The sequence below is a fragment of the Embleya scabrispora DSM 41855 genome, assembly GCF_000372745.1.
Taxonomy (GTDB): domain Bacteria; phylum Actinomycetota; class Actinomycetes; order Streptomycetales; family Streptomycetaceae; genus Embleya; species Embleya scabrispora.
Window position 1 is genome coordinate 142674 of record NZ_KB889607.1, and the last position, 24328, is coordinate 167001.

Sequence of the window (24328 nt, forward strand, 5' to 3'; positions counted from 1 at the left end):
TTGACGCTCGTAGAAATTTTCTCTACAACTATAGAACTTACTTCTACGAACGTAGGAATATCCGATGGCTTCCTCAGGGATACCCGCCACCGAGTCCACGATCGGGGCCGGCTCCGCCTCCTCCGGCGCGTCCGACGCAGTCGCCGCAGCCGTCTCCCCCGGTCGCTCGGTGAACCCGAAGCTCGTCCTGCTGCTCGTATGCGTCGCCCAGTTCGTGCTGCTCGTCGACGACACGATCGTCAACGTCGCGCTGCCGACCATCGGCGACGATCTCGACTTCACCGAGAGTTCGCTGTCCTGGGTCACCAACGCGTACTTCCTGACCTTCGGCGGCTTTCTGTTGATCGGCGGCGGGTTGGCCGATCTGCTGGGTCGGCGCCGCCTGTTCGGCATCAGCCTGGTGCTGTTCGTACTGGCCTCGGCCGTGTGCGGGATCGCACCCGATTCGGGCGTGCTGATCGGCGCGCGCGCCGCACAGGGCATCGCCGGTGCGCTGCTCTCCCCCGCCGCGCTGGCCATCCTGCTGGCGACGTTCCGCCAACCGGCCGAACGGGCCCGCGCGCTCGGCACATGGGCCGCGCTCACCGGACTCGGCGCAGCCACCGGACTGTTGCTCGGCGGCGCGCTCGTCGAGTGGGCGCACTGGCGCTGGATCTTTTTGATCAATTTGCCCATCGGCGCCCTGACGCTGCTCGCGCTGCCCCGAGTGATCGGACCGGACGATCGCGAAGCGGCGCGCCGGGTACCGGACTTCGCCGGTGCGGCGATCGGGACCGCCGCCGTGCTGACGCTGGTGTACACCGTCGTGGAGACCCCCACCCACCCGTGGAGCTCGACCCGGACCCTGCTCGGCCTGGCCGTCGCGGCGGTGCTCGCCCTCGGCTTCGCCCTGCGCCAGCGTTCGGCGGCCGAACCCCTTTTGCCTCGCGCGCTGTTGCGGATGCGGCACCTGGTGCTCGCGGACGTCCTGGTCCTGGTCGCGGCCGGCGGCCTGTTCGCGATGTTCTTCTTCCTGACCCTGTACATGCAGCGGATCCAGGGGTGGTCGCCGATGGACACCGGCCTGGCGTTCCTGCCGTTCAGCGTCGGCATGGGCCTGGGAGCTGCGGTGTCCACCAAACTGATCGCCAACCGTGGACCGTTGTTGCCGGTCAGCGTGGGCCCGGCGATCGCCGCGGGCGGCATGTGGCTGATGAGCCGCCTGGACGAGCACAGTTCGTACACCGGGCATCTGCTGCCCGCGTTGGTGGTCACCGGCCTGGGGCTGGGCGTGGCCTTCGTCGCGATCATCCACACCGCGACCGGCGGTGCGGGCGAGGGCGAGGGCGGCGTCGCCTCGGCCATGGTGACGACCTGTCAGCAGCTCGGCGCGGCGGTCGGCATCGCGGTCCTGGTCACGGTCGCGACGAATCACACCAAGGACCGGATGGCCTCCGGCGTCCTCGCCGGGCAGGCCACGGTGGACGGCTTCAGCCGAGCCTTCGAGATCCAGGCGGGCCTGATGGGCATGGCGGCCCTGCTCGGCATCGTGGTCGGCGTGGCCACCGAACGACACCACGCCGGCCGCGAGTAGCAGCGGCGCCGAATGGGTGACACCGCCTCGGCGCCGGGCGCCCGCCCGGGCCGCGGGGTCGGGCCGCCACCCGGCCGGTCGAGACGGCTGCCTACGCGCGCTCCGAACCCGACTCGGCGGTGTCGCCCGGGGTCGCTTCGGCTTTCGTGTGCAGGACCTCGCGGGCCTGCTCCGCGGCGCGGATGATGCTCTCGCTGATGAAGTCGCTGAAGCGGGCGAGGTTCTCCAGGCGGGCGGCGGCCGGGGAGTCGCGACCGAGGACGCCGACGCCCTGCCGCGCGGTCTCGGCGAGTTGGGCCACGCCGCGGGCGCCGGCGATCGTCGACTGGTACCAGGCGTCGTTGTCGACGAGGTAGCGCTCGCGGCGGCGTTCGTCGCGTTCCCGGCGGATGAGGCCCTGGCTTTCGAGGAAGGCGACCGCCTTGGAGACGGACGCCGGGCTGACCTGGAGGCGCCGGACGAGTTCGGACGCGGTGAGACTGCCCGCGTTGGTGGTGAAAAGGCAGGTCAGCACCCGGGACGTCATTTTGGGCAGGCCCTGTTGCATGAACAGGGTGGTGAACGTCTCCTCGTACTCGCGCAGGGCCTCGTCGTCGCGCCCGTGGCCCTGCGTCGGCGCCTCCTGTCCCCGGGGCGGCGTGTGCTTGCGCCGGTGGGCGCGGCGTTCGGTGGCGCGGTGGGCCAGGTCGGCACGGTAGGCGGTGGGGCCGCCGTTGCGCGTCACCTCGCGCGTGATCGTCGAGGTCGGGCGGTCGAGACCTCGGGCGATCTCCGCGTAGGCGAGGCTGTCGGCCAACCCCGATGCGATCTGCCGGCGTTCCTGCTGGGTGAGTCTGCCTCCCGGCATCACGATCTCCCTTCGCGCTTCCCTGGCGCCCCAGCCTAGCGTTCACTTTTCATTCATTGCAACGCATCAACGCGACATTCGTTGCAATGATAATGGCATGGTTGCAACGTCGTCTGGCGCTGAGCCGAGTAGATGACACCTACGTGCAATAGCCGTTTCGAAGGATTCTTGAACGCAACGTAGCTTTTCCATTATCGGAAAGACTACCGAAAGGCGCCGCTCCGGACACTACGCGGCGCCGTCCGGGGCGGGTTCGCCGAGGTGGCGCCGGTGGTACGAACGGGTCACGATCGCCAGGAGCGGCGCCCACAGCACCAGCGGCAGATACAGCACGCCGAGCAGGTCGGCGCCGGATTCGGTCATGTCGTCGTGCGGGACGAGCCACCAGAACAGGAACTGGGCCCACAACAGGACGAGAACCGCCACTCCGATGTAGGCAACCCGGGTGACGACCACCGGATCCATCCTTCGCCCACCCACGAACGGGACCCAGCGCGGCGGACGTTCACCCCACGGGCGAACCAGCCCGAGGGTGAGAAGGGCGGCCAGTTCGGTACTCAGACTGAGGAAGATCACCCAAGGCGCGCCCCATCCCGTCATGTGCATGTTCGCGTAGCCCTGCTCGGTGTATCCGCCGTGGTTGCCGAACACGAGCCCGAACCGCCAGATCGCCGACGGCAACGGAGTCAATGCCGCCGCGTGCGCGGCCAGGATCGCCCAGCGCGGGGCGGGCGGAACGACGGGATCGGGCAAGGACGAAGACGAAGCGGTGGTCCCCCGTGATGTGATCATGTACCGAATATTGGCAGCAGGGGTAGGCGCGGGACATCGACGGACGGATCAGGTCCGGGTCGACCGCGGGGATGAGCGCGGGGTGCGGCGTACCGCCGAGGTCGGATCCGGGCCCGCTCGAACCTTGTTGCGCCGAAACAGTGAAGTCCGGCCGAGTCGTGCGTGTCCTCGCGATCGCGGTCCCGGACATGTGCAAGACACTCGACATGGACACCACCTCCGCCACGTCGCGCCGTACGTTGCTGATGAGCGCCGCCGCCACCCTCGGTCTTCTCTCCGTCGCCACCCCGTCCGCCGTCGCCACCGACGGACAGCCCACCCCCCGCCCCGCCTTCGCCCAGGAACCGGTGCGCGAGGTCAAGGCCGGACCGCAGCGGATCGCGGTGACCTTCGACGACGGACCACATCCCGAGTACACCCCGCAGGTGCTGCGTGTGTTGCGGCGATTCCGGGTCCGCGCGACGTTCTGCGTCGTGGGCACGGAGGTCGAGCTCCACCCCGAACTGCTCCGCGCGGTCCACGACGAGGGCCACACGATCGCCGGCCACTCGTGGTCGCACGCCAATCTGCAACAACTCCCGCCGGCCGGCGTCGCGGAGGAGGTGGAACGCAACCTGATCGCGATCGACCGTGTGCTGCCGGGCCTTCGGGTCGGCTGGTTCCGCGCGCCGTACAACCGCTGGTCACCCGAGGTGATGGGCACACTGAGCGCGAACGGCCTTCGTCCACTGGGCTGGTCGGTCGATCCGCGCGACTGGGAGCAGCCGGGCACCAGCGAGATCGTCGAGCGCGTCCTGGCCGCGACCACGACCGGCTCGATCATCCTCAACCACGACGCGGGCGGCGACCGCTCCCAAACCGTCGCCGCACTCGAACAGTGGCTCCCCCGGCTCCTGGCAGCCGGCTACCGCTTCGTCCAACCCACCTGATCCCACTCGGCCCGAACTCCGCGCCCGCCGGCCCCGCGTACCCAAAGCGGGCCGACGGCGCAGGCGGGGCCGGGCGCGGCGGGCGTCGGCGTGCCCCGACGGGTGGAAGTCGGCCGCGCCGTCGGCGAGGCTTGTCGGGCGGCGAGGCGTCGCCGCGCTGCCGGATCGGCCGCCGAGACCGCGTCCTTCGCCGGCTGACGCCCGGTTCAGGGGTGCCTGGGGGGTTTGTTCACGTGGGTGTGGTCGAGGGGGCCTACGTGCTTCGTACACGTCTCGCAGCGGCCGGTCAGCGCGACAGCCGTCGGGTCGAGGGCGAAGCCCTGTTCGGCGGCCAGCCGGGAGGCGACCTCGTCCAGCAGGTCGCCCGGCGCGTGGCTGACCGTTCCGCAGAGGCGGCAACGTACGAGGACGTGGGTGCCGCCCACCAGGTGGCCCGCCAGGTGATAGGTGGCCGCGTCGTGGCGCAGGCGGGTGAAGGCGACCAGGTCGAGGCGTTCGAGGGCGTCCAACGCGCGGTAGATGGTGGTCCGGTGCACGCCCGGCGCCGCGCGGGACACCGCGGCGAAGATCGCGTCGGCGCTCAGATGCTCGTCGGCGTCCGCGAGTACCCGAAGCACCGCGGTGCGCGCCACCGTGACCCGCTCGCCGTGCGCGCGGATCTGCCGCACCGCCTCGACGACCGGGTCGGGGGTGGGGTGCTGCACGCCGTCGTCCATATGCAACAGTGTCGCATCTGGCCGGTCGGCAACCGGCATGGGGTGACGGGCCGGGCGTACCGATACGAGACATCGAGGCGCGACGAAGGGCGGTGGATGCGGTGGTGGTCCGGGAGCGCGACGACGCCTGCCCCGGAGTCGTGGACGCGTCCCCGGCCGACGACGGCCTGATCGCGCGCGTACGCCTCCCCGGCGGCCGGCTGGTCCCCGCGCAGCTACGCGAACTCGCCGTCCTGGCACGGCGATTCGGTACGGGCTCGGTCGACCTGACGGCACGCGCCAACATGCAACTGCGTGGCCTCGCCGAAGCCGACCTGCCCGCCCTGGCCGACGCCATCGCCGCGGCCGGCCTGATGCCCTCCCGCAGCCACGACCGCGTGCGCAACATCCTCGCGAGCCCACTCGCCGGCCGCGATCCGAGCGCCCTGCTGGATGCCGACGCCGTACTCACCGCCGTCGACCATGCCCTGTGCGCGGCCCCGGACCTGGCCGCCCTCTCCGGCCGCTTCCTGATCGGCATCGACGACGGCGGGCTCCCGATCGCCTCGTCCCGCCACGACCTGGACCTCGTCGCACTCACCGAGCACACCTTGGCGCTGCACGTGGCCGGCCACGACACCACCCTGCGCCTCGGCCCCGCCGACGCCCCGGCGGCCATCGTGCACGCGGCCCGCGCGTTCCTGACCGCCCGCGCCCACACCGGCGCCTGGCACATCCGCGAACTCCCCGGCGGGGCAGCCCATTTCGCTGCCGCCCTCGCGGCCGAGCCCGCCCCGTCCGAGGGCTCCGCGCCCAGCCGCGACCACGCGCCGACCACCGCGAGCGCCGCGCCGCCCCGTCACCGCGGCGGCAGCCGGCCACCGATCGGGGTGCTCGCGCAATCCGACGGCCGCTTCGCCGTCGGGGCCCTGGTGCCACTCGGACGCTTGACGCGGCATCATCTGGCCGCCCTGGTCGGCTTGCGGACCGAGTTGCGGATCACCAGTGCCCGAGGCGTCGTGGTCCGTGACGTGACCGACCCCGCCGCGACCGTGGCCGCCCTCGAAGCAGCCGGCCTGCCGTGCGACCCCGCTTCCCCGTGGCGCGGCGTGACCGCGTGCAGCGGCCTGGGCGCGTGCCGCCGAGCACTGGCCGACGTCCGCTCGGAGGCCGCTCGACACGCGCTGGGCCGCTCGTCCCCCGACGCCACGCTCGTGGGCACGGATCGTTCGGGCGCCCCGACAATGGCTCCCCTTCCGGCGGGTCGTCGTGCGAGGGACCACCGGGCGACAGGTCATCCGCCCGCCGATGTTCCCCGAGCCGTCGACCGCGCGGACACCCACTGGGTCGGCTGTTCCCGGGCATGCGGCAAGCCCGCCGGCGCGACGCTCCTGGTCGCCCGCGAGGACGGCACGTACGAAACCGTCCCGCCCGGCCGGGCGGCGACACCGCCACCCTCGGTGCACCCGCCCGTTCCGGGCCCACCCACACCGTCCACCCCTGGATGACGGTCGACGCCTTCGCCCGGCGTGTGCATCGGGCGCGGCTCCCGTCCGTCCGCGCGACCACGACCGCGACCCACCCATACCGATGACGACCATCACCACCCCCTCGGACAAAGGAGCAGCCGACGTGGACGACTGGATCAAGGACGGAGCCGAGATCTACCGGCGTTCGTTCGCGACCATCCGGGCCGAGGCGGACCTGACCCGCTTCCCCGAGGACGTCTCGCGCGTCGTCGTCCGGATGATCCACGCGTGCGGCATGACCGACCTGCCGCGGGATGTCGGCTTCCATCCCGAGGTGGCGCGGGTCGGGGCCGAGGCGTTGCGGGCCGGTGCGCCGATCCTGTGCGATGCCAACATGGTCGCGTCCGGAGTGACCCGCAAGCGGCTGCCCAAGGACAACGACGTGCGTTGCCTGCTCGCCGACCCGCGTACGCCGGTCCTGGCCGCCGAGCAGCGCACCACCCGCAGCGCCGCCGCCGTGGACCTGTGGGTAGACGACCTCGCCGGTGCCGTGGTCGCGGTCGGCAACGCGCCCACCGCGCTGTTCCGATTGCTCGAACTGATCGACCGGGGCGCCCCGCACCCCGCCGCGATCATCGGGATCCCGGTCGGCTTCATCGGCGCGGCCGAGTCCAAGCAGGCCCTGGCCGAGCACCCGGCCGGCATCCCCTACCTCGTCGTACACGGTCGCCGCGGCGGCAGCGCGATGACCGCCGCCGCGCTGAACGCACTGGCGAGCGAACAAGAATAGGCATCGGACCGGAGTCCGCAGCCGCGGATCCGGGGCAGCGCGCCGGCAGCGGGGCGCCGAAGCCGGACCCGAGCCCACCGACGAACCCGACCACCCCGCACCACCGCACCACCGCCCGACACCACCTGCACACCCACCCACCCCAGGAGCACAGCGTGACCACCACCGGCCGCCTGTACGGCATCGGCCTCGGCCCGGGCGACCCCGAGCTGATCACCCTCAAGGCCCATCGCCTGATCACCTCGGCCGACGTGGTCGCCTATCCGGTCAAAAAGGGTGCACGCGGCGTCGCGATCACCATCGCCGAGCCGTATCTGAACGACACTCAGCTTCGCCTCCCGCTCGAATACCCGGTGACCACCGAGAGCACCGATCACCCCGGCGGGTACGACGGCGCGCTCGCCGACTACTACGACTCGACCGCCGCCGAGATCGCCGCGCATCTGGACGCCGGTCGCGACGTCGCGGTGTTGTGCGAGGGCGACCCGTTCTTCTACGGCTCGTACATGTACTGGCACGAACGCCTCGCCGACCGCTACCCGGTCGAGGTCGTCCCCGGGGTGACCTCGGTCAGCGGCGCCGCGGCCGTACTGGGCCGGCCCCTCGTACAACACGACGAGGTGCTCACGATCCTGCCCGGCACGCTCCCGGCCGACGTGCTCGCGGCGCGGTTGCGAACCACCGACTCGGCCGCGGTGATCAAGCTCGGCAAGCGGCATTTCCCGGCCGTACGCGGCGCGTTCGAGCAGGCCGGGCTGGCCGATCGCACGTGGTACGTGGAGCGCGCGACCACCGATCGGCAGCAGGTGCGCCCGCTCGCCGACGTGGTGCCGGACGACGTCCCGTACTTCTCCCTCGTGATCACTCCATCCGCCTCCCCCGGCGGCGAGTTCGCGACCAACCGCACCCCGCGGGTGCCCGAGCCGGCGTACGTGCTGCCCGAACCCACCGGCGAACTCGGCTCGATCGACGTGGTCGGTCTCGGGCCGGCCGGTCCGGAGTGGCTCACCCCCGACGCGCACGCCGCGCTCGCCGCCGCGGACCACGTGGTCGGCTACGGCCCGTACGTGGATCGCGTCCAGCCCCGTCCCGGCCAGAAGCGGCATCGCACCGACAACCGGGTCGAGGCCGAACGTGCGCGCCACGCCATCGGATTGGCCGAGGCGGGAGGCCGAGTCGCGGTGGTCTCCTCCGGCGACGCGGGCGTGTTCGCGATGGCGTCCGCCGTGCTGGAGGCCGCGCACGAGACGGCGACCGAGGTCCCGGTCCGGGTGGTCGCCGGGTTGTCCGCGATGCAGGCCGTGGCGTCTCGTGCGGGGGCGCCGCTGGGCCACGACTTCTGCGTGATCAGCCTGTCCGCGATCCTCAAGCCGTGGGACGTGATCGAGCGTCGGCTGACCGCCGCCGCCGAGGCGGACCTCGCGGTCGCGATCTACAACCCGGCCTCCAAGACCCGGCGCACCCAGGTCGCCGAGGCCCGCGACCTGTTCCTCAAGCACCGCGCGCCGGACACCCCGGTGGTGGTGGGCCGCGACGTCGGCGGTCCGACCGAGGCGGTGCACGTGGTCCGGTTGGCCGATCTGGATCCGGAGGTGGTCGACATGCGTACGCTGCTGATCATCGGCTCGTCGCAGACCCGCACCTACCGCCGGCCGGACGGCGGCACCGGCGTGTACACGCCGCGGCGCTACCCGGCCTGACGACCCGGGGCACCCGTGTCGACGATCCTGGGTCGGGTCGGCCCGCCCCGACCGGGGCGGTGGCTCGGCGCGAGCGGCCCACTGCCCGACCGGGGCGCCAAGATCGACCCGCGGCGGCCGTGTGTCACAGTGAGTGGCGTGCGCGACTCACGTTCCGGCCGCCGCGGCCGACCCGCTCAGGACCCACCGCGCGGCGGCCGCCGCGTCGGTGACCTGCTGCGGCGCGCGTACCTCGGGGCGGCGGATCAGCACCACCGGCAGGCCCAGCTCGCGGGCGGCGGTGAGCTTGGCCGCGGTCGGGGCGCCGCCGCTGTCCTTGGTCACGATCGCGTCGATGCGCCGGTCGCGCAGCAGCGCGATCTCGTCCTCGACCGTGAACGGCCCTCGGGACAACAGGACTTCGCAGGCCCGCGGCAGTGCCCCGGTCGGCGGCTCGACGCTGCGCAGCAGGAACCACAGGTCGTCCAGGTGTGCGTACGGCGCGGTCTCCAGACGGCCCGTGGTCAGGAACACCCGCCGGGCCAGGCCGGGCAGTACACGGGCGGCCTCGTCCGCGGAGTCGACCGGATACCAGCGGTCACCCGGTACGGCGGTCCACCCCGGCCGTTGCAGGCGCAGCAGCGGGACGCCCGCCTCGGCACACGCGGTGACCGCGTTCGCCGAGATCCGGGCGGCGAACGGGTGGGTGGCGTCGACGACCGCCACCGCGGCCCGTGCCCGCAACCACGCGACCAGGCCGGGCACGCCGCCGAAGCCACCCACCCGGGTCTCGCCGACCGGCAACACGGGCGCGCTGGTACGCCCGGCCAGCGACGACACGACCCGCAGCCCCGGTACGGCCGCCAGCCGCGCGGCAAGCACCCGAGCCTCCGCGGTACCTCCCAGCAGCAGCACCACGCGGCCGCCGGTCGGCCCGCCGCTCGGCGACCCGTCGCCGGGCGCGTCGGTGCGTGCTTCCTTCGATCCGCTCACGATTGGCTCCTCGACCGATGACCCGCCCCGATAGCCTGCGCCGGGGCTGGACCACCGGAGCATGCGCGACCGCCGCGGCGACCGCCGCCTACCAGGCCCTGCTGACCGGCGAATTCCCCGACCCGGTGACCGTGTGGCTGCCGGGCGGCCAGACACCCGCGTTCGCACTCGCCGTCGAGCAACTCACGACGGCGCGGCCGACGACCGGCGGGCTTTCCGCCAACGAGCCGGCGACCACCGTTCGCCCCTCGACCGACGACCGCGCGGCCGAAGCCGCCATGGCGGGTGTGGTCAAGGACGCCGGCGACGACCCCGATGTCACGCACGGTGCGCTGATCCGGGCCACCGTGCGGCACGCGGCGCCCGGCACCGGCGTGACCTTCCGTGCCGGCCCCGGCGTCGGCACGGTGACCCTGCCCGGCCTGCCACTCGCGGTCGGCGAACCCGCCGTCAATCCCGTCCCGCGCAGGCTGATCCGGGAAGCGGTGGCCCGAGTGGCCGCCGCGCACGGCGGTTCCGGTGACGTCACGGTCGAGTTGTCGGTGGACGACGGCGCCCGGATCGCCGAACAGACCTGGAATCCGCGCCTGGGCATCCTCGGCGGCCTGTCCATCCTGGGCACCACCGGCGTCGTCATCCCGTACTCGTGCTCGGCCTGGATCGACTCCATCCGCCGTGGCATCGACGTCGCGCTGGCCACCGGCGAGACGCACGTGCTCGGCGCGACCGGCACCACCTCGGAGCGGGTGGGCGCCGAGGTGTACGGCCTGTCCGGCACGGCATTGTTGGACATGGGCGACTTCGCCGGCGCGCTGCTCAAGTACCTGCGCCGGCACCCGATTCCGCGCCTGACCATCGCCGGCGGCTTCGCCAAGTTCTCCAAGCTCGCCGACGGTCACCTCGACCTGCACTCGGGCCGCTCGCAGGTGAACCTGGACGCCCTCGCCGACCGGGCCACGGCGGTCGGCGGCAACGCCGAGTTGGCCGCGCACATCCGGGCCGCGAACACCGCCCTGCACGCGCTCGAACTGGCCCGCGCGGCCGACGTCCCGCTCGGCGACGCCGTCGCGGAAGCCGCCCGCGACGCCGCCCGAGCCCTGCTGCGCGGCAGCGAACTGCCGATCACCGTAGACGTGATCGCAATCAATCGCACGGGCACCATCATCGGCCGCGCCGCACCGAACAAAGCCTAGGCCGAACCCGCGTCCCCGACTCGGCCTCGAACCGAGCTCCGCTCCATGCCCCGACCCGTTCGGATCGCCGACCGGCGCCCGATCCGGACCCGCCCCGCTCACCCGACCGGCCTCGGCTCGGTGCGATCGCGGATCTCGCTGTACAAGTGGCTGTCGCAGAAACCCGGTTCACCCAGCACCCGGCCGACCATGATGATCGCCACCGCCTTGATCCCGTTGTCGCGCACCAGGGACACCAGATCGGCCAGTTCGCCGCGCACGATCAATTCGTCCGGGCGGGACGCGCGCGCGACCACCGAAACCGGGCATTCGGCTCCGTACAGCGGGGTCAACTCGGCGACCACCCGCTCGACCTGACCCACCGCCAGGTGCAGCACCAGCAGCGCGCCGGAGCGGCCCAGCGTGGCCAGGTCCTCGCCCGGCGGCATTGCCGTCGCGTTGCCGGCCACTCGGGTCAGGATCACCGTCTGGCCCACCGTGGGCAGCGTCAGCTCGCGACCCATCGCCGCCGCGGCGGCGGCGAACGCCGGTACACCCGGGGTGATGTCCCACGGAATGCCCAGCGCGTCGAGCCGGCGCTGCTGCTCGGCCACCGCGCTGAAGAACGAGGTGTCCCCCGACTGGAGGCGGGCCACATCGTGCCCGGCCGCGTGTGCGGCGCGCAGTTCCTCGACGATCTGATCCAGGTTCAGCTCGGCGGTGTCCACGAGACGGGCCCCGGGCGGCGCCGCGTCGACCAGTTCGCGCGGCACGAGCGCACCCGCGTACAGGCACACCGGCGACGCGGCGATGATCCGCAGCCCCCGCACCGTGATCAGGTCGGCCGCGCCGGGGCCGGCGCCGATGAAGTGGACGGTCATGGCTGCACTACTCCTCGCGGGAATCAGGCTGGGTAACAGACTCGAAGCGGGGCTTGACCGCCACCCACTGGGTGACCGGCATCGCCGGCCGCCACCCGGTGAACCGGCCCACGGGCGCGGACCGGGTGACCTGGATGCGGGTCAACTCCCCGCCGAACACGGCACGATGCCGCAACAACTCGGCCTCGGTCTCGGCGACGACGGCATTCGCCACCAACCGCCCGCCCGGGCGCAGCGCGGCCCAGCAACGCTCCACCACACCGGGCACGGTCAGCCCGCCGCCGATGAAGATCGCGTCCGGGGCCGGGCCGAAGAGCACGTCCGGCGCTCGGCCGACCACGATCCGCAGGTCCGGCACGCCGAGTCTGATCGCGTTCGCCGCGGCCCGCTCGGCCCGTTCCGCGCGCGTCTCGAAGCCGACGGCCCGGCAGGTCGGGTGCGTCCGCATCCACTCGATCCCGATGCTTCCGCTACCCGCGCCGACATCCCACAACAGCTCGCCCCGACGCGGTCCGAGCGCGGCCAACGTCATCGCGCGGACCTCGCGCTTGGTCAACTGGCCGTCGTGCTCGTAGACATCGTCCGGAAGGCCCGCCAACCGACTCAGCCCCGGACCCCCCTCGCACCGGACGGCCACCACGTTCAGGTCCGCGAACCGCCGCTCGGGGGCCGCCGCGAGCGCGTCGGCGCTGCCCTGCCACACCGACTCCGCCGGACCACCCAGGTGCTCCAGTACGGTGACCGTGCTCGTCCCGAACCCGCGTTCGCACAGCAGCACGGCCGCGCGCCCCGGCGTCAGCCCATCCGCGCTCAGGACCAACACCCTCGCATCCGTGGACAGTTCGGCCGCCAAGGTATCGAGCGGGCGACCCACCGCGCTGACCACCGCGACGGTCTGCGCCGCCCAACCCAGCCGCGCGCAGGCCAACGATGCCGACGAGGAAACCGGCAGCACGGTGACCCGGTCGGCGCCCAACCTGCGCACCAGCGCGGCCCCGACGCCGTAGAACATCGGGTCCCCGCTGGCCAGCACGCACACCTTCCGGGACACGGCCAGGTCGGCGACGAAGGCCACCGAGAACGGCGACGGCCACTGGACCCGCTCGGCCGCGCCACCCTCCACCATGGCCAAATGCCGGGCGCCGCCGACCAACACGTCGGCAGCGCCCACCAACGCCCGCGCCGCCTCGGAGAGCCCGACCCAGCCGTCGTCCCCGATCCCGACCACGCAGACCGGGCCGGTGCCGGAGAACGGCGCCCCCGACACCGACCTCGACACCGGTCCGGGCCCAGACGCGGACCCGGACCCGGTCTCGGCCTCGGCCTCGGGCCCGGCTTCGGAAGCGCCCTCAGCCATCCCCCGCGTCCTCGCCGCCTTCGAGGTCCCCCTCGACATCCAGGTACACCTCGCGCAGCCCGTCCAGCGTGGCCGCCTCCGGCTTCTCCCACATGCCTCGGTCGGCGGCTTCGAGCAGTCGTTCGGCGATTCCGCGCAGCGCCCACGGGTTGGAGGTGCGCATGAACTCCCGGTTCGTCTCGTCCAGGACGTACTCGCTCGCGAGCTTCTCGTACATCCAGTCCGCGACCACACCGGTGGTGGCGTCGTAGCCGAACAGGTAGTCCACCGTGGCGGCCAGTTCGAACGCGCCCTTGTAGCCGTGCTTGCGCATCGCCTCGATCCAGCGCGGGTTGACCACCCGGGCCCGGAAGACCCGTGCGGTCTCCTGCTGGAGCGTCCTGGTGCGGACCGCGTCCGGCATGGTCGAGTCGCCGATGTAGGCCGCCGGCGCGGTGCCGGTCAGCGCGCGCACGGCGGCGACCATGCCGCCGTGGTACTGGAAGTAGTCGTCCGAGTCGGCGATGTCGTGCTCGCGCGTGTCGGTGTTCTTGGCCGCGACCGCGATCCTGCGGTACGCGTCCTCCATGTCCTCGCGCGCGAACACCCCGTCCAGGCCCCGGCCGTAGGCGTAGCCGCCCCAGGTCGCGTACACCTCGGCCAGGTCCGCGTCGTCGCGCCACGTGCGCGCGTCGATCAGCGGCAGCAGCCCCGCGCCGTACGCGCCGGGCCGGGAGCCGAACACGCGCGTGGTCGCGCGGCGTGCGTCGCCGTGTCGGGCGGTGTCCGCCCGCACGTGCGCCCGGACGTAGTTGTCCTCGTCCGGCTCGGCCGACTCCGCGACCAGCCGCACCGCGTCGTCGAGCAGCAGCACCACGTGCGGGAAGGCGTCCCGGAAGAAGCCGGAGATGCGCACGGTGACGTCCACGCGCGGCCGGCCCAGCTCGGCGAGCGAGATCGCCTCGATCCCGGTCACCCGGCGCGACGCGTCGTCCCACACCGGGCGCACGCCCAGCAGCGCGAGCACCTCGGCGATGTCGTCGCCGCTGGTGCGCATCGCGCTGGTGCCCCACACCGAAAGGCCCACCGAGCGCGGCCAGTCGCCGTCGTTGTCGGCGCGGTAGCGGGCCAACAGCGAGTCGGCGAGCGCCTGTCCGGTCTCCCAGGCCAACCGGCTCGGGATCGCCTTCGGGTCCACGGTGTAGAAGTTGCGGCCGGTCGGCAGCACGTTGACCAGCCCGCGCAGCGGCGAACCGCTCGGGCCGGCCGCGACGTAGCCGCCCTCCAGCGCGTGCAGCACCGCGCCGATCTCGTCGCTGGTGCGGTCCAGGCGCGGCACGATCTCGCTCGCGGCGAACGCCAACACGTCGGCGACCGCCGCCGATTCGGCGCCCAGCACCTCGTGCGTGACGGCCAGGGCCCGGTCCGGGTCCCACCCGCCCGCCTCCATCGCCGCGACCAGGCGGTGCGCGCGGTCCTCGGCGTCGTCGGTCTCGGTGCGCGAGGCGCTGCCGCCCTCGACCAGGCCGAGCGATTCGCGCAGCCCGGGCAGCGCGGCGGCCTTGCCGCCCCACACCTGACGCGCCCGCAACATCGCGGTGACCAGGTTGATCCGGCCCTCGCCGGTGGGCGCGCTGCCCAGGATGTGCAGACCCTCGCGGATCTGCGCGTCCTTGACCTCGCACAACCACCCGTCCAGGTGCAGGATCAGGTCGTCGAACTCGGCCTCGTGCGGCCGGTCGGTGATGCCCAGGTCGTGGTCGAGCCTGGTGGCCTGGATCAGCGTCCAGATCTGTGCCTGGAGCGCCGGGCCCTTGGCCGGGTCGAGCGCCTGCACGTTGGCGTACTCGTCGAGCAGTTGCTCCAGCCGGGTCAGGTCGCCGTACGTCTCGGCCCGCGCCATCGGCGGCACCAGGTGGTCCACGATGATCGCGTGCGCGCGCCGCTTGGCCTGCGCGCCCTCGCCCGGGTCGTTGACCAGGAACGGGTACACCAGCGGCAGATCGCCGAGCACCGCGTCCGGACCGCATTCCGCGGACAGGCCCAGGTTCTTGCCCGGCAGCCACTCCAACGTGCCGTGCTTGCCCAGGTGGACGAGCGCGTGCGCACCGAACCCGCCCGGGCCGGCGGGCGCGTCCAGCCACCAGTAGGCGGCCAGGTAGTGGTGACTCGGCGGCAGGTCCGGGTCGTGGTAGATGGCCACCGGGTTCTCGCCGAAGCCGCGCGGCGGTTGGATGATCAGGATCACGTTGCCCGCGCGCAACGCCGCGAGCACGATCTCGCCCTCGGGATCGCGCGAGTGGTCGACGTACAGCTCGCCGGGCGGCGGACCCCAGTGCTCCTCGATGTTCGCGCGCAGCCCGAGCGGAAGCCTGGCGTAGCGCTCGCGGTACTCGGCCGCCGAGATGCGAACCGGGTTGCCTTCGAGTTGACCCTCCGTCAGCCACTCCGGGTCCTGGCCGCCCGCCGCGATCAGCGCGTGGATCAGCTTGTCGCCGTCCGGCGGTTCGAGCCCGGGCAGTGCGTCGGCTCCCTCCGGTGCGCCGACGTCGTAGCCGGCCGCGCGCATCGCGCGCAGCAGCGCGACCGCCGAGGCCGGGGTGTCCAGGCCGACCGCGTTGCCGATCCGGGAGTGCTTGGTCGGGTACGCGGACAGCACCATGCCGATCTTGCGCTCGCCGACCGGAATGTGCCGAAGTCGGGCGTGCCGCACCGCGATCCCGGCCACGCGCGCGGCCCGCTCGGGGTCGGCCGCGTAGTGGGTGAGCCCGTCGGAGCCGGTCTCCTTGAACGAGAACGGGACGGTGATCAGCCGCCCGTCGAACTCGGGCACCGCGACCTGGGTGGCCGCGTCCAGCGGTGACAGGCCCGCGTCGCCCGCCTCCCACTCGGCCCGGCTGGTGGTCAGGTTCAGCGCCTGGAGGATGGTGATGTCCAGTCCCGCGAGCGCGCCGACGTCCCACTGCTCGTCGTCGCCGCCGGCGGAGACCTCGGCGGGCTTGGCCCCGCCGGCGCCGCCCGCCGCGAGCACGGTCACCAGCAGCGCGTCGAGTTCGCCCAGCGCCGCGAACAACGACTCGTCCGCGCCGCGCAGCGACGCGCACCAGATCGGTACGGGCCGCCCGCCCGCCTCCTCGATCGCCGCGCACAGGTCGTCCACGAAGGCGGTGTTCCCGGCGAGGTGGTGGGCGCGGTAGTAGAGCACGCCCACGGCCGGGCCCTCGACCTCGCGGGCCGACCGATCCAGCCGACCCCAGGAGGGCACCTCGACGGGCGGCTCGAAGCCGTGTCCGGTGAGCAGCAGCGTGTCGGAGAGGAAGCGGTGCAGCTGGGTCAGGTTGGCCGGGCCGCCCTGGGCGAGGTAGGCGTGCGCCTGCGCGCTCACCCCGGCGGGTACGGTCGCCAGTTCCATCAGCGCGGCGTCGGCGGCGAGTTCTCCGCTGAGTACGACGACCGGGCGCGGGCCGGCCAGCAGCGCGTCCAGGCCCGCCTCCCACGCGCGTCGCCCGCCGAGCAGGCGGACCACGACCAGGTCGGTGCCGTCCAGGAGCGCGGGCAGGTCGGCGACGTCGACGCGGGCCGGGTTGGCCAGGCGCCACTCGCCCTCGCTCGCCTTGGCGCTGAGCAGGTCGGTGTCGGATGTCGACAGGAGCAGAATCACCGGGCGCCTCCGCCGATGCCGGCGTGGCGAACCACGTGGTGGATGTCGTGGTCGAACGCGCCGCGGCAGCGCGCGGTGATGTCGCTGAAGTGGGTGTCGCAGTCGAGGCTGCGTACGCAAGAACGCCGGCAGGACGAAATCGTCACCTGGAGCGCCTCTCCGGGGTCCTCGCCCCATCGGACTCGGGGTGAGACGCGCAGTTCCTGACTCCCGGTCACGTCGCAGCCGTCGGATGACGTCGTACGGCGGAGCCGGTCACAGTGGCGGGACCGTCCCGGGATCACACCGGGTTCCTGCCACGCCCTCCCCGCGCCGGTAGGGCCGGCGCGGGGCCAGCATCGCTCAGTGGCCCGCCTTGACGCAACATGCCCGGATCGGCGTCGGCGCCGGTGGTGACACATGTCACCGCCGAAACCGGCCCGCGATCCGGCCCGCGCCCGGGCGCCGTCGGTCAGCGACTCTCGCGCACCCGCTCCACGAACGCGCCGAACTCGGCGGCGACCTCGTCGGCGGTCCATTCCAGCGCGGGCTCGGCGACGGTGATCTCGGTGTACGACAGGCCCGGCGGGCCCGGCGCGGTCCACCTGCCGGCCAGCCACACCCCGCGCTCGCCGGCGTATTCGATGGCGACCCGGGTGAGCAGTTCGGCCGGGTACGGCAGCCACACCTGGAACTGGTGGGTGTGTGGGACGGCCGGGTGGACGATCGCGCCGGGTACCCGGGCCAGGCCGGCGGCCACGGTCGCGGCGTGCGCGACATGGGCGCCCAACCGAGGCAGCGTGCGATCCAGGGCGGCGAGCGCCTCCAGCGCCATCGGCCAGGTCTGGAACGGGCGCCCACCGTAGCGGTGACGCCACGCGTGCGCCTCCTCGATCAGCTCGGCGGTGCCGGCCAGGGCCGCACCGGCGCTCGCGCCCAGGCCCTTGTAGTAGGAGACGTAGACCGAGTCGAACAGGTCGACGATCTCGCCGAGCCCGCGCCCGAAGTGCGTGGTGCTCTCCCACAACCGCGCGCCGTCCAGGTGCAGCGCGGCGTCGCGGTCCCGTGCGGCCTGCACGGTCGCGATCAGCTCCTCCCACGAGGGCAATACGAACCCGTGATCACGCAGCGGGAGTTCGTAGAAGAGGGTGCCGAAGGGCTCACCGGCGGTGCGGATGTCCTCGGCGGTGATCTGACCGGGACCCTGGGTGAGCGGCAGCGGCCGAAGTCCGGAGAGGATCGACACCGCGTCGCGCTCGTAGGTCACCGGATGGGCCCTCGGGTGCATGCCGACCACGTTCGAACCGGTCGCCCCGGCGTGACAACGCAGCGCCACCTGCTGGGCCATGGTGCCGGTGGGGAACAGCAGCGCCGCCTCGGTGCCGAGCAGCTCGGCCGTACGGGCCTCCAGGCGGGCGACCGCGCCGCCGTCGCCGTACATGTCGGGCCATTCGTCCGGGTCGACCTCGTCCTGCGCGTACGCGGACAGCCGGGCCAGCCGTTCGGTGACCGTGGTGGGTCGTACCCCGGACAGGATCCGGTCGCATGCGCGGATCACGCGCAGCAGACCGAGGCGTTCGTCGTTTCCGATGTATCCCATGCACGCATCATCCACCGAGGGCGGGCGGGCAGACGGGCGAGCCGGCGCGCGAGCCGGCAGGGAGACGCCGGCGCGCGGGCGGGGTACCGCGCACGCAGGCACGGCCCGCACCGAATCGATGCGGGCCGTGCCTGTCGAAGATGTGTGCCGTCAGACGGTGATGTTCTCCGCCTGCGGGCCCTTCTGGCCCTGAACAGCGTCGTAGGAGACCTTCTGGCCCTCGACAAGCTCACGGTAGCCCTGCGACTGGATCGCCGAGTAGTGCGCGAAAACATCCGGGCCGCCGTCGTCCGCCTGGATGAAGCCGAAGCCCTTTTCCGCGTTGAACCACTTCACGGTTCCAGTAGCCATACAAGTCTCCTTCGTGGTGCCAAATGGAAATGTGCACATGCACAAGACCAAGTCGCAACAGCAATCCATTTTTCACATGAACTTGGTTCGACATAAACAAAAAGCGCCCGACGGTCACGACCGTAAGGCGCTCACGAAATTCATGGGAACCACTACTGCAACTGCCTCGAGGCTAGCACGGAAAAGTCGTCGACCCCGGGAGCGGGGAAGTATTTCTTTCCCCGGCGCGCCCCGGCGGCCCCCGCCACCCCCTCGTACGCCCTGCCCCCCGCGCCCGGTCGAGCGGGCCGATCGCTCACTTCGGCGCGATGCCGAGCTCGGCCAGGATCGCCGCCGTATGCTCGCCGGCCGCCGGGATGGGGCCCATCGCCGCCTCGCGGCCGGTCACCGTGACCGGCGGCAGCAGCGCGCGCAGCGGACCGGCGGGCGAGTCGATCAGCCGCAATCGGTCCCGCGCGGCGTGTTGCGGGTGCTCGGCGAACTCGGCGATGGTGCGCATCCGGGCGTTGGCGATGCCGACCTCGTCCAGGCTCGCCTCGATCTCGGCGACGGTGCGGTCCGCGAAGACCGCCTCGATCAGCTCGGTGAGCCGCTCGTTGCCGGCCACCCGCAGCGAATTGGTGCGAAACCTCGGGTCCCGGACCAGGTCCGGCCGACCCAGCACCCGCTCGCACAGCGCGGCCCATTCGCGGTCGTTCTGCACGCCGACGAACACTTGGCCGCCGTCGCCGGCGCGATACGGGCCGTACGGCGCGATCGCCGCGTGCCGGGCCCCGGTGCGCGGTGGTGGCGTCCCGCCGTAGGTCGCGAAGTAGTACGGGAAGCCCATCCACTCGCCGAGCGCATCCAGCATGGACACCTCGAACGCGCTGCCCTCGCCGGTGACTCGGCGCTCGTACAGGGCGGTCAGCATGCCGGTGAAGGCGTACATCGCGGCGGCGATGTCGGCGATCGGGATGCCCGCCTTGGCGGGCGCGTCCGGCGTGCCGGTGACCGACAACAACCCGGCCTCGCACTGCACGAGCAGGTCGTACGCCTTCTTGTCGCGATAGGGGCCGGAAGTCCCATAACCCGATATTCCACAGACGATCAGCCGCGGAAATCTGGCCCGCAAATCCGCCGCGCCGAGCCCCAGGCGATCCGCCGCGCCGGGCGCCAGATTCTGCACGAAAACGTCCGCGCGCGCGAGCAGCCGGTCCAAAATTTCCGCCGCCCGCTCGTCCTTGAGGTCGAGCGCGAGGCTTTCCTTGCCTCGATTGGCCCAGACGAAATGGCTCGACAATCCCTCGACGGTTTCGTCGTAGGCACGAGCGAAATCACCCGCGCCGGGCCGCTCGATCTTGATCACGCGCGCGCCGAGATCGGCCAGTTGCCGGGTCGCGTACGGCGCCGCGATGGCCTGTTCCAGGGAGACGACGGTGACGCCCGCGAGAGGTAGGAGCACGCGTCCATCTTGACAGAGCGTCAGGAGGGGGACGGGGCGTCGGGGGCGAGCCGGGTGGGTCGGCGGGCTTGCGGGCTTGCGGGTTCGAACCGAATGGGCCGCCGTACGTAGCGCGCGGTGGGCCGGGGTTCGGCCCACCCTTCGGCGCACGCCGAAGGGTGGCCGGCCGATGATGGCGGCATGGACTCGATCGCACGCGCCACCGACCCGGATTCGGTCCCGCGACTCGCGGCCCTCGCCGCGCTCCTCGCCGACCAGACGCGCGCGGCGGTGTGCCTGGCCCTGCTGGATCGGCGCGCCTGGACCGGCGGTGAGCTGGCCCGGCACTGCGGGGTCGCGCCGTCCACGATCAGCGAGCACCTGACCAGGCTGGTCGAGGGCGGCCTGCTGGTCGAGGAACGGCAGGGCCGGCACCGCTACGTCCGGCTCGCCGACGCGGGAGTGGCCCGGATGGTCGAGGACCTGGCCGCCTACGCGACACCCGTAACCCCTCGGCCGGCGAACTCGCTGCGCGCGCACTCGGCCGGTGCGGCCCTGGCCCGGGGTCGCACCTGCTACGACCACCTGGCCGGCCGGCTCGGCGTGGCCATCACCGACGCGCTCACCGCCCGCGGCCTGCTCCGCCAGGACACCGGCTTCGCGCTCACCGACACCGGCATCGACTGGCTCACCGACCTGGGCGCCGACCTGAGCACCTCGCGCAAACGCCCGTTGGCCCGCCCGTGCCTGGACTGGACCGAACGTCGCCACCACCTGGCGGGCACCGCCGGCGCCGAACTGTGCCGCCTGTTCCGAGCCCGCGACTGGACGGAGCGCGTCGGCACGGGCCGCGCGGTCCGGGCCACCGACGTGGGGCGCGCCGAGCTGGGACGGTTGTTGGGGATGCGGGAGGCGGAGTTCGAGGTGGCGTGATGCGGGACCCCGCCGGACGGTCCGGTCAGGTCAGGTGCCGGTCGGCGCTCCGGCACGGCTCGGGCCGGGACACCGTTGAGGGGGCGGCATCCGCCGCGGGGTCGGCGGTCGGCGGCACGAGCCCACGCGCTGACGGCACGGCGGCACCGCGGCGCGAAGGTACGACTGCACGGGGACGCGGAGCCGCGGCACGGCGGCTCGGCACGGCGGCTCGGCACGGCGGCGGGAGCTGCGGCACGACGGCGCGGCAGGACGGCGCGGCGACACCGCGGCACGGCTCAGCCTGCGATATGGGCGGCGGGGGTGCCTCGGGTGGCTCGTCGCTCAGCCGGTGCGGCGGCATCCGCCGGACCGGGATCCGAATCCCAGCCGACGAAGCAGGCGACGGGCCCGCGAATCCTTCCTGCCGGCCGGCTCCGGTGCATGCTGCGGGTCGCCGTGTGTCTCCGCGGCGGCCTCGGCTTCGGGCGTCCACACCGGCCGCAGCCACTCCTCGGCCGTCGGCACCCGATCCGCGACGAGTTCCTCCGGGCCCAGCGGTCGGCGCATCGGCAGGAGCCGAAACCCGGCCGCATCGGCCGCGTCGAAGTCGCCCACGCCCAGACCGGTGCCCGAACGCGCACCGCCGGCCGAGGTCGTCCGCACCTCCCACTCGCTGCCCCGCCCGACGATCCGGACCGGCACCCCGCGTGCCCAAAGTTCGACGCCGAGCCGAAACCGCAGGCACTGCCGATCCGGCCCGATCCGATGGCGGTACGCCCGTCGGCTGCCGTACTCGCCGCACTCCACGGTGAATTCGGCCCCGGATACCCAGACCACCTCGAGCACCGAGAGCTCGGAAGCCCGCGTGATCGGCACGATCGCCGCGAGGTCGCCCACGCCGTGCAGCACGAACGTCCCTGCGGGCAGATCGGGCCGAATCGGCGGCGTCGGCTCGACATCGATCGACCACGCCCCGCGCGCGGCGACAACCACCATCCGGGGTCCCGCCACCTGGAACTCCCCCGACTGCCAAGGACGTTCCGAACACAGCTCGATCCGTTGCCACACGCCGGCAACTGCCCCCACCGACGGCGACGCCAACCGCACGTCGACCGGCCCGTCCGATCGCGCGCCGGTGAGCCGGCCCACCCCGAGCGGCCCGGTGTACCAGAGCACCTCGCTGCCGAATCCCTCGACCGAGCGCTCGAACTCCCGCGCCGCGTCCGGGTGCTTGAGCTGCAACGACCACGCGCCGGCACACCGCACACGCACGGCCGTCACCGCCCGCAACCTCTCGTCCAATGTCAGGATGCTCGCATCGGAGCCCTCGGGAGGCCCGGCGTAGACACACCGCCCGACCGGTCCACCCGGCCGGTCGATCCGCCACAGGCGCAGGTGTTCACCCGGTGCACTCTCGATCTGCATCAGGGCGACCCGACCCGGCACCGGAACATCGAAGACCACGTCGGCGTCGCCAATGCCCCGATGGGTGAAGGGCGTGTCGTCCTGCCCGTGCCCCGGGATCGGCCCGGGGACCGCACTGTTGCCCCGACCAGGTTCGTACATCGTCCGACGATCCCACGTGGGCGCGAGTCGGGTAAGCCGGAGCTCCCTCCTTCCCCGAACCGACCGCCGCGAGCCGGGGCCGGGCTCCGTCCGACGCTCGGGCCCGGTCACACGCTGCGATCAATCCTCCGGGTACGCGTCGATCCGCCAGGACTGCCCCTCGTCTGCGCTGACGGTCAAGTAGCCGGCGGTCACCGGGAAACGGACTCGCCGGGAGAGCATCCGACGTCCGCCATGGGCAAGTGCCCGGTAATACCTGCTTCGCGCCAGTTCGAATGCCGGAACACCGACGAACACCCGGCCCAGCCGCACCGCTCCCGCACGAATATCGAGCGTGGCATCAGGCCCTGTGTAGCGAACGAGTTCCGGGCCGCGTCCGGAGATCGAGCGATCGAAGTCACGAATGTCGTCGACGGGAAGCGCCGAGATCTCCCAGGCGCCCTGTCCCGACACACTGATCATGTCGGGTTCGGGGCCGACTCCGATGACCGATTGCACGTCCTTCGGATCGACAATGAGGCGGATGAACGTCCACTCCCCCTGTGGATTTCGTGCCCATCGGCGGATTGTCGGCGGCTCCACCGGATCGTGCAGAACCAGGCGCGCCGGCGGCCCGTCGTAGCGCAGCACGTCGCTCCCGAAGCCCTTGATGCGCCGATCCAACGGCCGCGCGCCCGCCAACTCGGTGACCCGTAGCTCCCATTCACCGCCCGGCGCGTCCAGTTCGATCTCGATCGGAGCGTCGCGCTTCGGCTTCGGGAACAGCAGGTAGCGCTGCGTCGGGTTTCCCGGTCCCACCCTGTATGTATGGAACACGCCTTCCTGGAGGGGCCACTCCGGCACATCCACACCCACGTTCGCGAACGCGACCACCTCGAGGATGGCCGGGGCATCCGGGTCGGGCAGAGTGACCGCGAGGGTGCGCGAGCCCATCCCGCGATGGGCCGAGGGCTCGGCGGGCGGGCGAACCTCGTCGTCCAAGGGAGCCGCAGGCATCGACAACTCCCAGGTATCCGCGGTCTGGACGACCACGAGTCGTGGGCCGTCCAGGGTGATGCAATATTGCCCCTCGCCCACGTACACGACCTCGGCCGGCCGTTCCGCCGGCTCGGCTGACGCGTCCTCGGGATCCACGGCCGACGCTTCCGCTGCCCCGGATTCGGGCAGCACCCGGATCTGCACGTTGCCGGATCGGGGGACGCCACTGGTCAGCGTGGCCACGCACGGCGGGCCGTCGTAGCGCACGACCTCCGGGCCGTGACCCGCGAGCGTCTCCGTAAGCTCGCGCGCCGCACTCGGCTCCTTCAGTTGAAGCGTCCACGCACCGTCACTGGTGACCCTGAGCATGGGCAGCGCGCCCGGGCCGGTGTCGTAGACCAACAGGCTGCCTTCTTCGCCCTGTTGGGGCGCCGTGTACATCCACTCGCCGAACGGCCAGCCGGCCTCTCGTACGGACCACAGCTGAAGACTGGTCCCCGCCTCCTTGACCACCTGGAGCAGCGCCGGGCTCCCCGGCACCGGAAACGTCAGTCCGACCTCGGCGTTCCCGTGGCCGTGGCACGTGTGCGGCGTTTCGTCGTGATCGAAATCCTGCACCACATCCTCGCAACGGTTCGGAAGAACAAAATCGTTCATCCCGCGACTGTTCCACAGCCGGCCCAACGCCGAACAGCCGGT

Annotated in this window: 20 protein-coding genes and 1 riboswitch; of the genes, 7 read left to right on the plus strand and 13 right to left on the minus strand. The window is 72.4% G+C overall.

Features of this window, described 5'->3' with window-relative positions:
• The first annotated feature begins 64 nt into the window (after positions 1-64).
• The gene (locus tag A3IC_RS0111610) at positions 65-1573 is read left to right on the plus strand and encodes an MFS transporter (protein WP_020550219.1); all 1509 of its coding nucleotides are present in this window, start codon (positions 65-67) and stop codon (positions 1571-1573) included.
• A gap of 91 nt (positions 1574-1664) precedes the next feature.
• Here the strand turns inward: A3IC_RS0111610 and A3IC_RS73450 are convergent, their stop codons facing one another.
• Positions 1665-2420 carry a helix-turn-helix domain-containing protein gene (locus A3IC_RS73450; RefSeq protein ID WP_020550220.1) on the minus strand — a complete coding sequence of 252 codons (756 nt, stop codon included), beginning with the start codon at positions 2418-2420 and terminating at the stop codon, positions 1665-1667.
• A 228-nt stretch (positions 2421-2648) separates the two neighbouring features.
• Entirely contained in the window at positions 2649-3173 is a 525-nt protein-coding gene (locus A3IC_RS0111620) for a hypothetical protein (protein WP_020550221.1), read from the minus strand.
• A 245-nt stretch (positions 3174-3418) separates the two neighbouring features.
• Here A3IC_RS0111620 and A3IC_RS53810 point away from each other — a divergent pair, with 245 nt between their 5' ends.
• On the plus strand, positions 3419-4141 hold the full coding sequence (locus A3IC_RS53810; RefSeq protein WP_158695916.1) for a polysaccharide deacetylase family protein: 723 nt from the start codon (positions 3419-3421) through the stop codon (positions 4139-4141).
• A gap of 206 nt (positions 4142-4347) precedes the next feature.
• Here A3IC_RS53810 and A3IC_RS53815 read toward each other — a convergent pair whose 3' ends face one another.
• Positions 4348-4857 (minus strand): Fur family transcriptional regulator, encoded by a 510-nt coding sequence (locus A3IC_RS53815; protein WP_020550223.1) that lies wholly within the window; start codon positions 4855-4857, stop codon positions 4348-4350.
• A 92-nt stretch (positions 4858-4949) separates the two neighbouring features.
• Here A3IC_RS53815 and A3IC_RS53820 point away from each other — a divergent pair, with 92 nt between their 5' ends.
• The 3 genes from A3IC_RS53820 to A3IC_RS0111645 all read left to right on the plus strand — a co-directional run bounded on the left by A3IC_RS53820 (position 4950) and on the right by A3IC_RS0111645 (position 8795).
• Positions 4950-6344 carry a hypothetical protein gene (locus A3IC_RS53820; RefSeq protein ID WP_020550224.1) on the plus strand — a complete coding sequence of 465 codons (1395 nt, stop codon included), beginning with the start codon at positions 4950-4952 and terminating at the stop codon, positions 6342-6344.
• An 82-nt stretch (positions 6345-6426) separates the two neighbouring features.
• On the plus strand, positions 6427-7095 hold the full coding sequence (locus A3IC_RS0111640; protein WP_020550225.1) for a precorrin-8X methylmutase: 669 nt from the start codon (positions 6427-6429) through the stop codon (positions 7093-7095).
• A 155-nt stretch (positions 7096-7250) separates the two neighbouring features.
• A complete protein-coding gene (locus A3IC_RS0111645; RefSeq protein ID WP_020550226.1) occupies positions 7251-8795 on the plus strand; it encodes a precorrin-2 C(20)-methyltransferase in 1545 nt (514 codons plus the stop codon).
• A 147-nt stretch (positions 8796-8942) separates the two neighbouring features.
• On the opposite strand, the gene A3IC_RS0111650 is transcribed toward A3IC_RS0111645, so the two are convergent.
• The gene (locus A3IC_RS0111650) at positions 8943-9767 is read right to left on the minus strand and encodes a cobalt-precorrin-6A reductase (RefSeq protein WP_020550227.1); all 825 of its coding nucleotides are present in this window, start codon (positions 9765-9767) and stop codon (positions 8943-8945) included.
• Positions 9768-9784: 17 nt separating this feature from the next.
• On the opposite strand from A3IC_RS0111650, the gene A3IC_RS0111655 reads away from it, so the two are divergent.
• A complete protein-coding gene (locus A3IC_RS0111655; protein WP_020550228.1) occupies positions 9785-10960 on the plus strand; it encodes a cobalt-precorrin-5B (C(1))-methyltransferase in 1176 nt (391 codons plus the stop codon).
• 98 nt (positions 10961-11058) lie between these two features.
• Here A3IC_RS0111655 and cobM read toward each other — a convergent pair whose 3' ends face one another.
• From cobM to A3IC_RS0111690, 7 genes are all read right to left on the minus strand, one after another.
• Entirely contained in the window at positions 11059-11820 is a 762-nt protein-coding gene (cobM, locus tag A3IC_RS0111660) for a precorrin-4 C(11)-methyltransferase (RefSeq protein ID WP_020550229.1), read from the minus strand.
• A 7-nt stretch (positions 11821-11827) separates the two neighbouring features.
• Entirely contained in the window at positions 11828-13087 is a 1260-nt protein-coding gene (gene cbiE, locus A3IC_RS0111665; protein ID WP_020550230.1) for a precorrin-6y C5,15-methyltransferase (decarboxylating) subunit CbiE, read from the minus strand.
• 82 nt (positions 13088-13169) lie between these two features.
• A complete protein-coding gene (gene cobN / locus A3IC_RS0111670; RefSeq protein WP_020550231.1) occupies positions 13170-16817 on the minus strand; it encodes a cobaltochelatase subunit CobN in 3648 nt (1215 codons plus the stop codon).
• Positions 16814-17035, minus strand: a complete 222-nt coding sequence (locus tag A3IC_RS68535) for a hypothetical protein (protein WP_026218152.1) — start codon at positions 17033-17035, stop codon at positions 16814-16816. Before A3IC_RS68535 ends, cobN begins: the two co-directional genes overlap by 4 nt.
• Positions 17015-17113: riboswitch (cobalamin riboswitch) on the minus strand. It overlaps the preceding gene by 21 nt.
• Positions 17114-17268: 155 nt before the next feature.
• Positions 17269-18396 (minus strand): threonine aldolase family protein, encoded by a 1128-nt coding sequence (locus tag A3IC_RS0111680; RefSeq protein WP_020550233.1) that lies wholly within the window; start codon positions 18394-18396, stop codon positions 17269-17271.
• 150 nt (positions 18397-18546) lie between these two features.
• Positions 18547-18747, minus strand: coding sequence for a cold-shock protein (locus A3IC_RS0111685; protein ID WP_026218153.1), 201 nt, complete (start codon positions 18745-18747; stop codon positions 18547-18549).
• 295 nt (positions 18748-19042) lie between these two features.
• Positions 19043-20191, minus strand: coding sequence for a CaiB/BaiF CoA transferase family protein (locus A3IC_RS0111690; protein WP_020550235.1), 1149 nt, complete (start codon positions 20189-20191; stop codon positions 19043-19045).
• Between the two features lie 180 nt (positions 20192-20371).
• Between A3IC_RS0111690 and A3IC_RS0111695 the strand changes: the two genes are divergently transcribed.
• Positions 20372-21103 (plus strand): ArsR/SmtB family transcription factor, encoded by a 732-nt coding sequence (locus tag A3IC_RS0111695; RefSeq protein ID WP_020550236.1) that lies wholly within the window; start codon positions 20372-20374, stop codon positions 21101-21103.
• 324 nt (positions 21104-21427) lie between these two features.
• Here the strand turns inward: A3IC_RS0111695 and A3IC_RS0111700 are convergent, their stop codons facing one another.
• Positions 21428-22651: a hypothetical protein gene (locus A3IC_RS0111700; protein ID WP_020550237.1), complete on the minus strand. Its 1224-nt coding sequence runs from the start codon at positions 22649-22651 to the stop codon at positions 21428-21430.
• Positions 22652-22771: 120 nt separating this feature from the next.
• A complete protein-coding gene (locus tag A3IC_RS0111705) occupies positions 22772-24247 on the minus strand; it encodes a hypothetical protein (RefSeq protein ID WP_158695917.1) in 1476 nt (491 codons plus the stop codon).
• Positions 24248-24328: the final 81 nt, after the last annotated feature.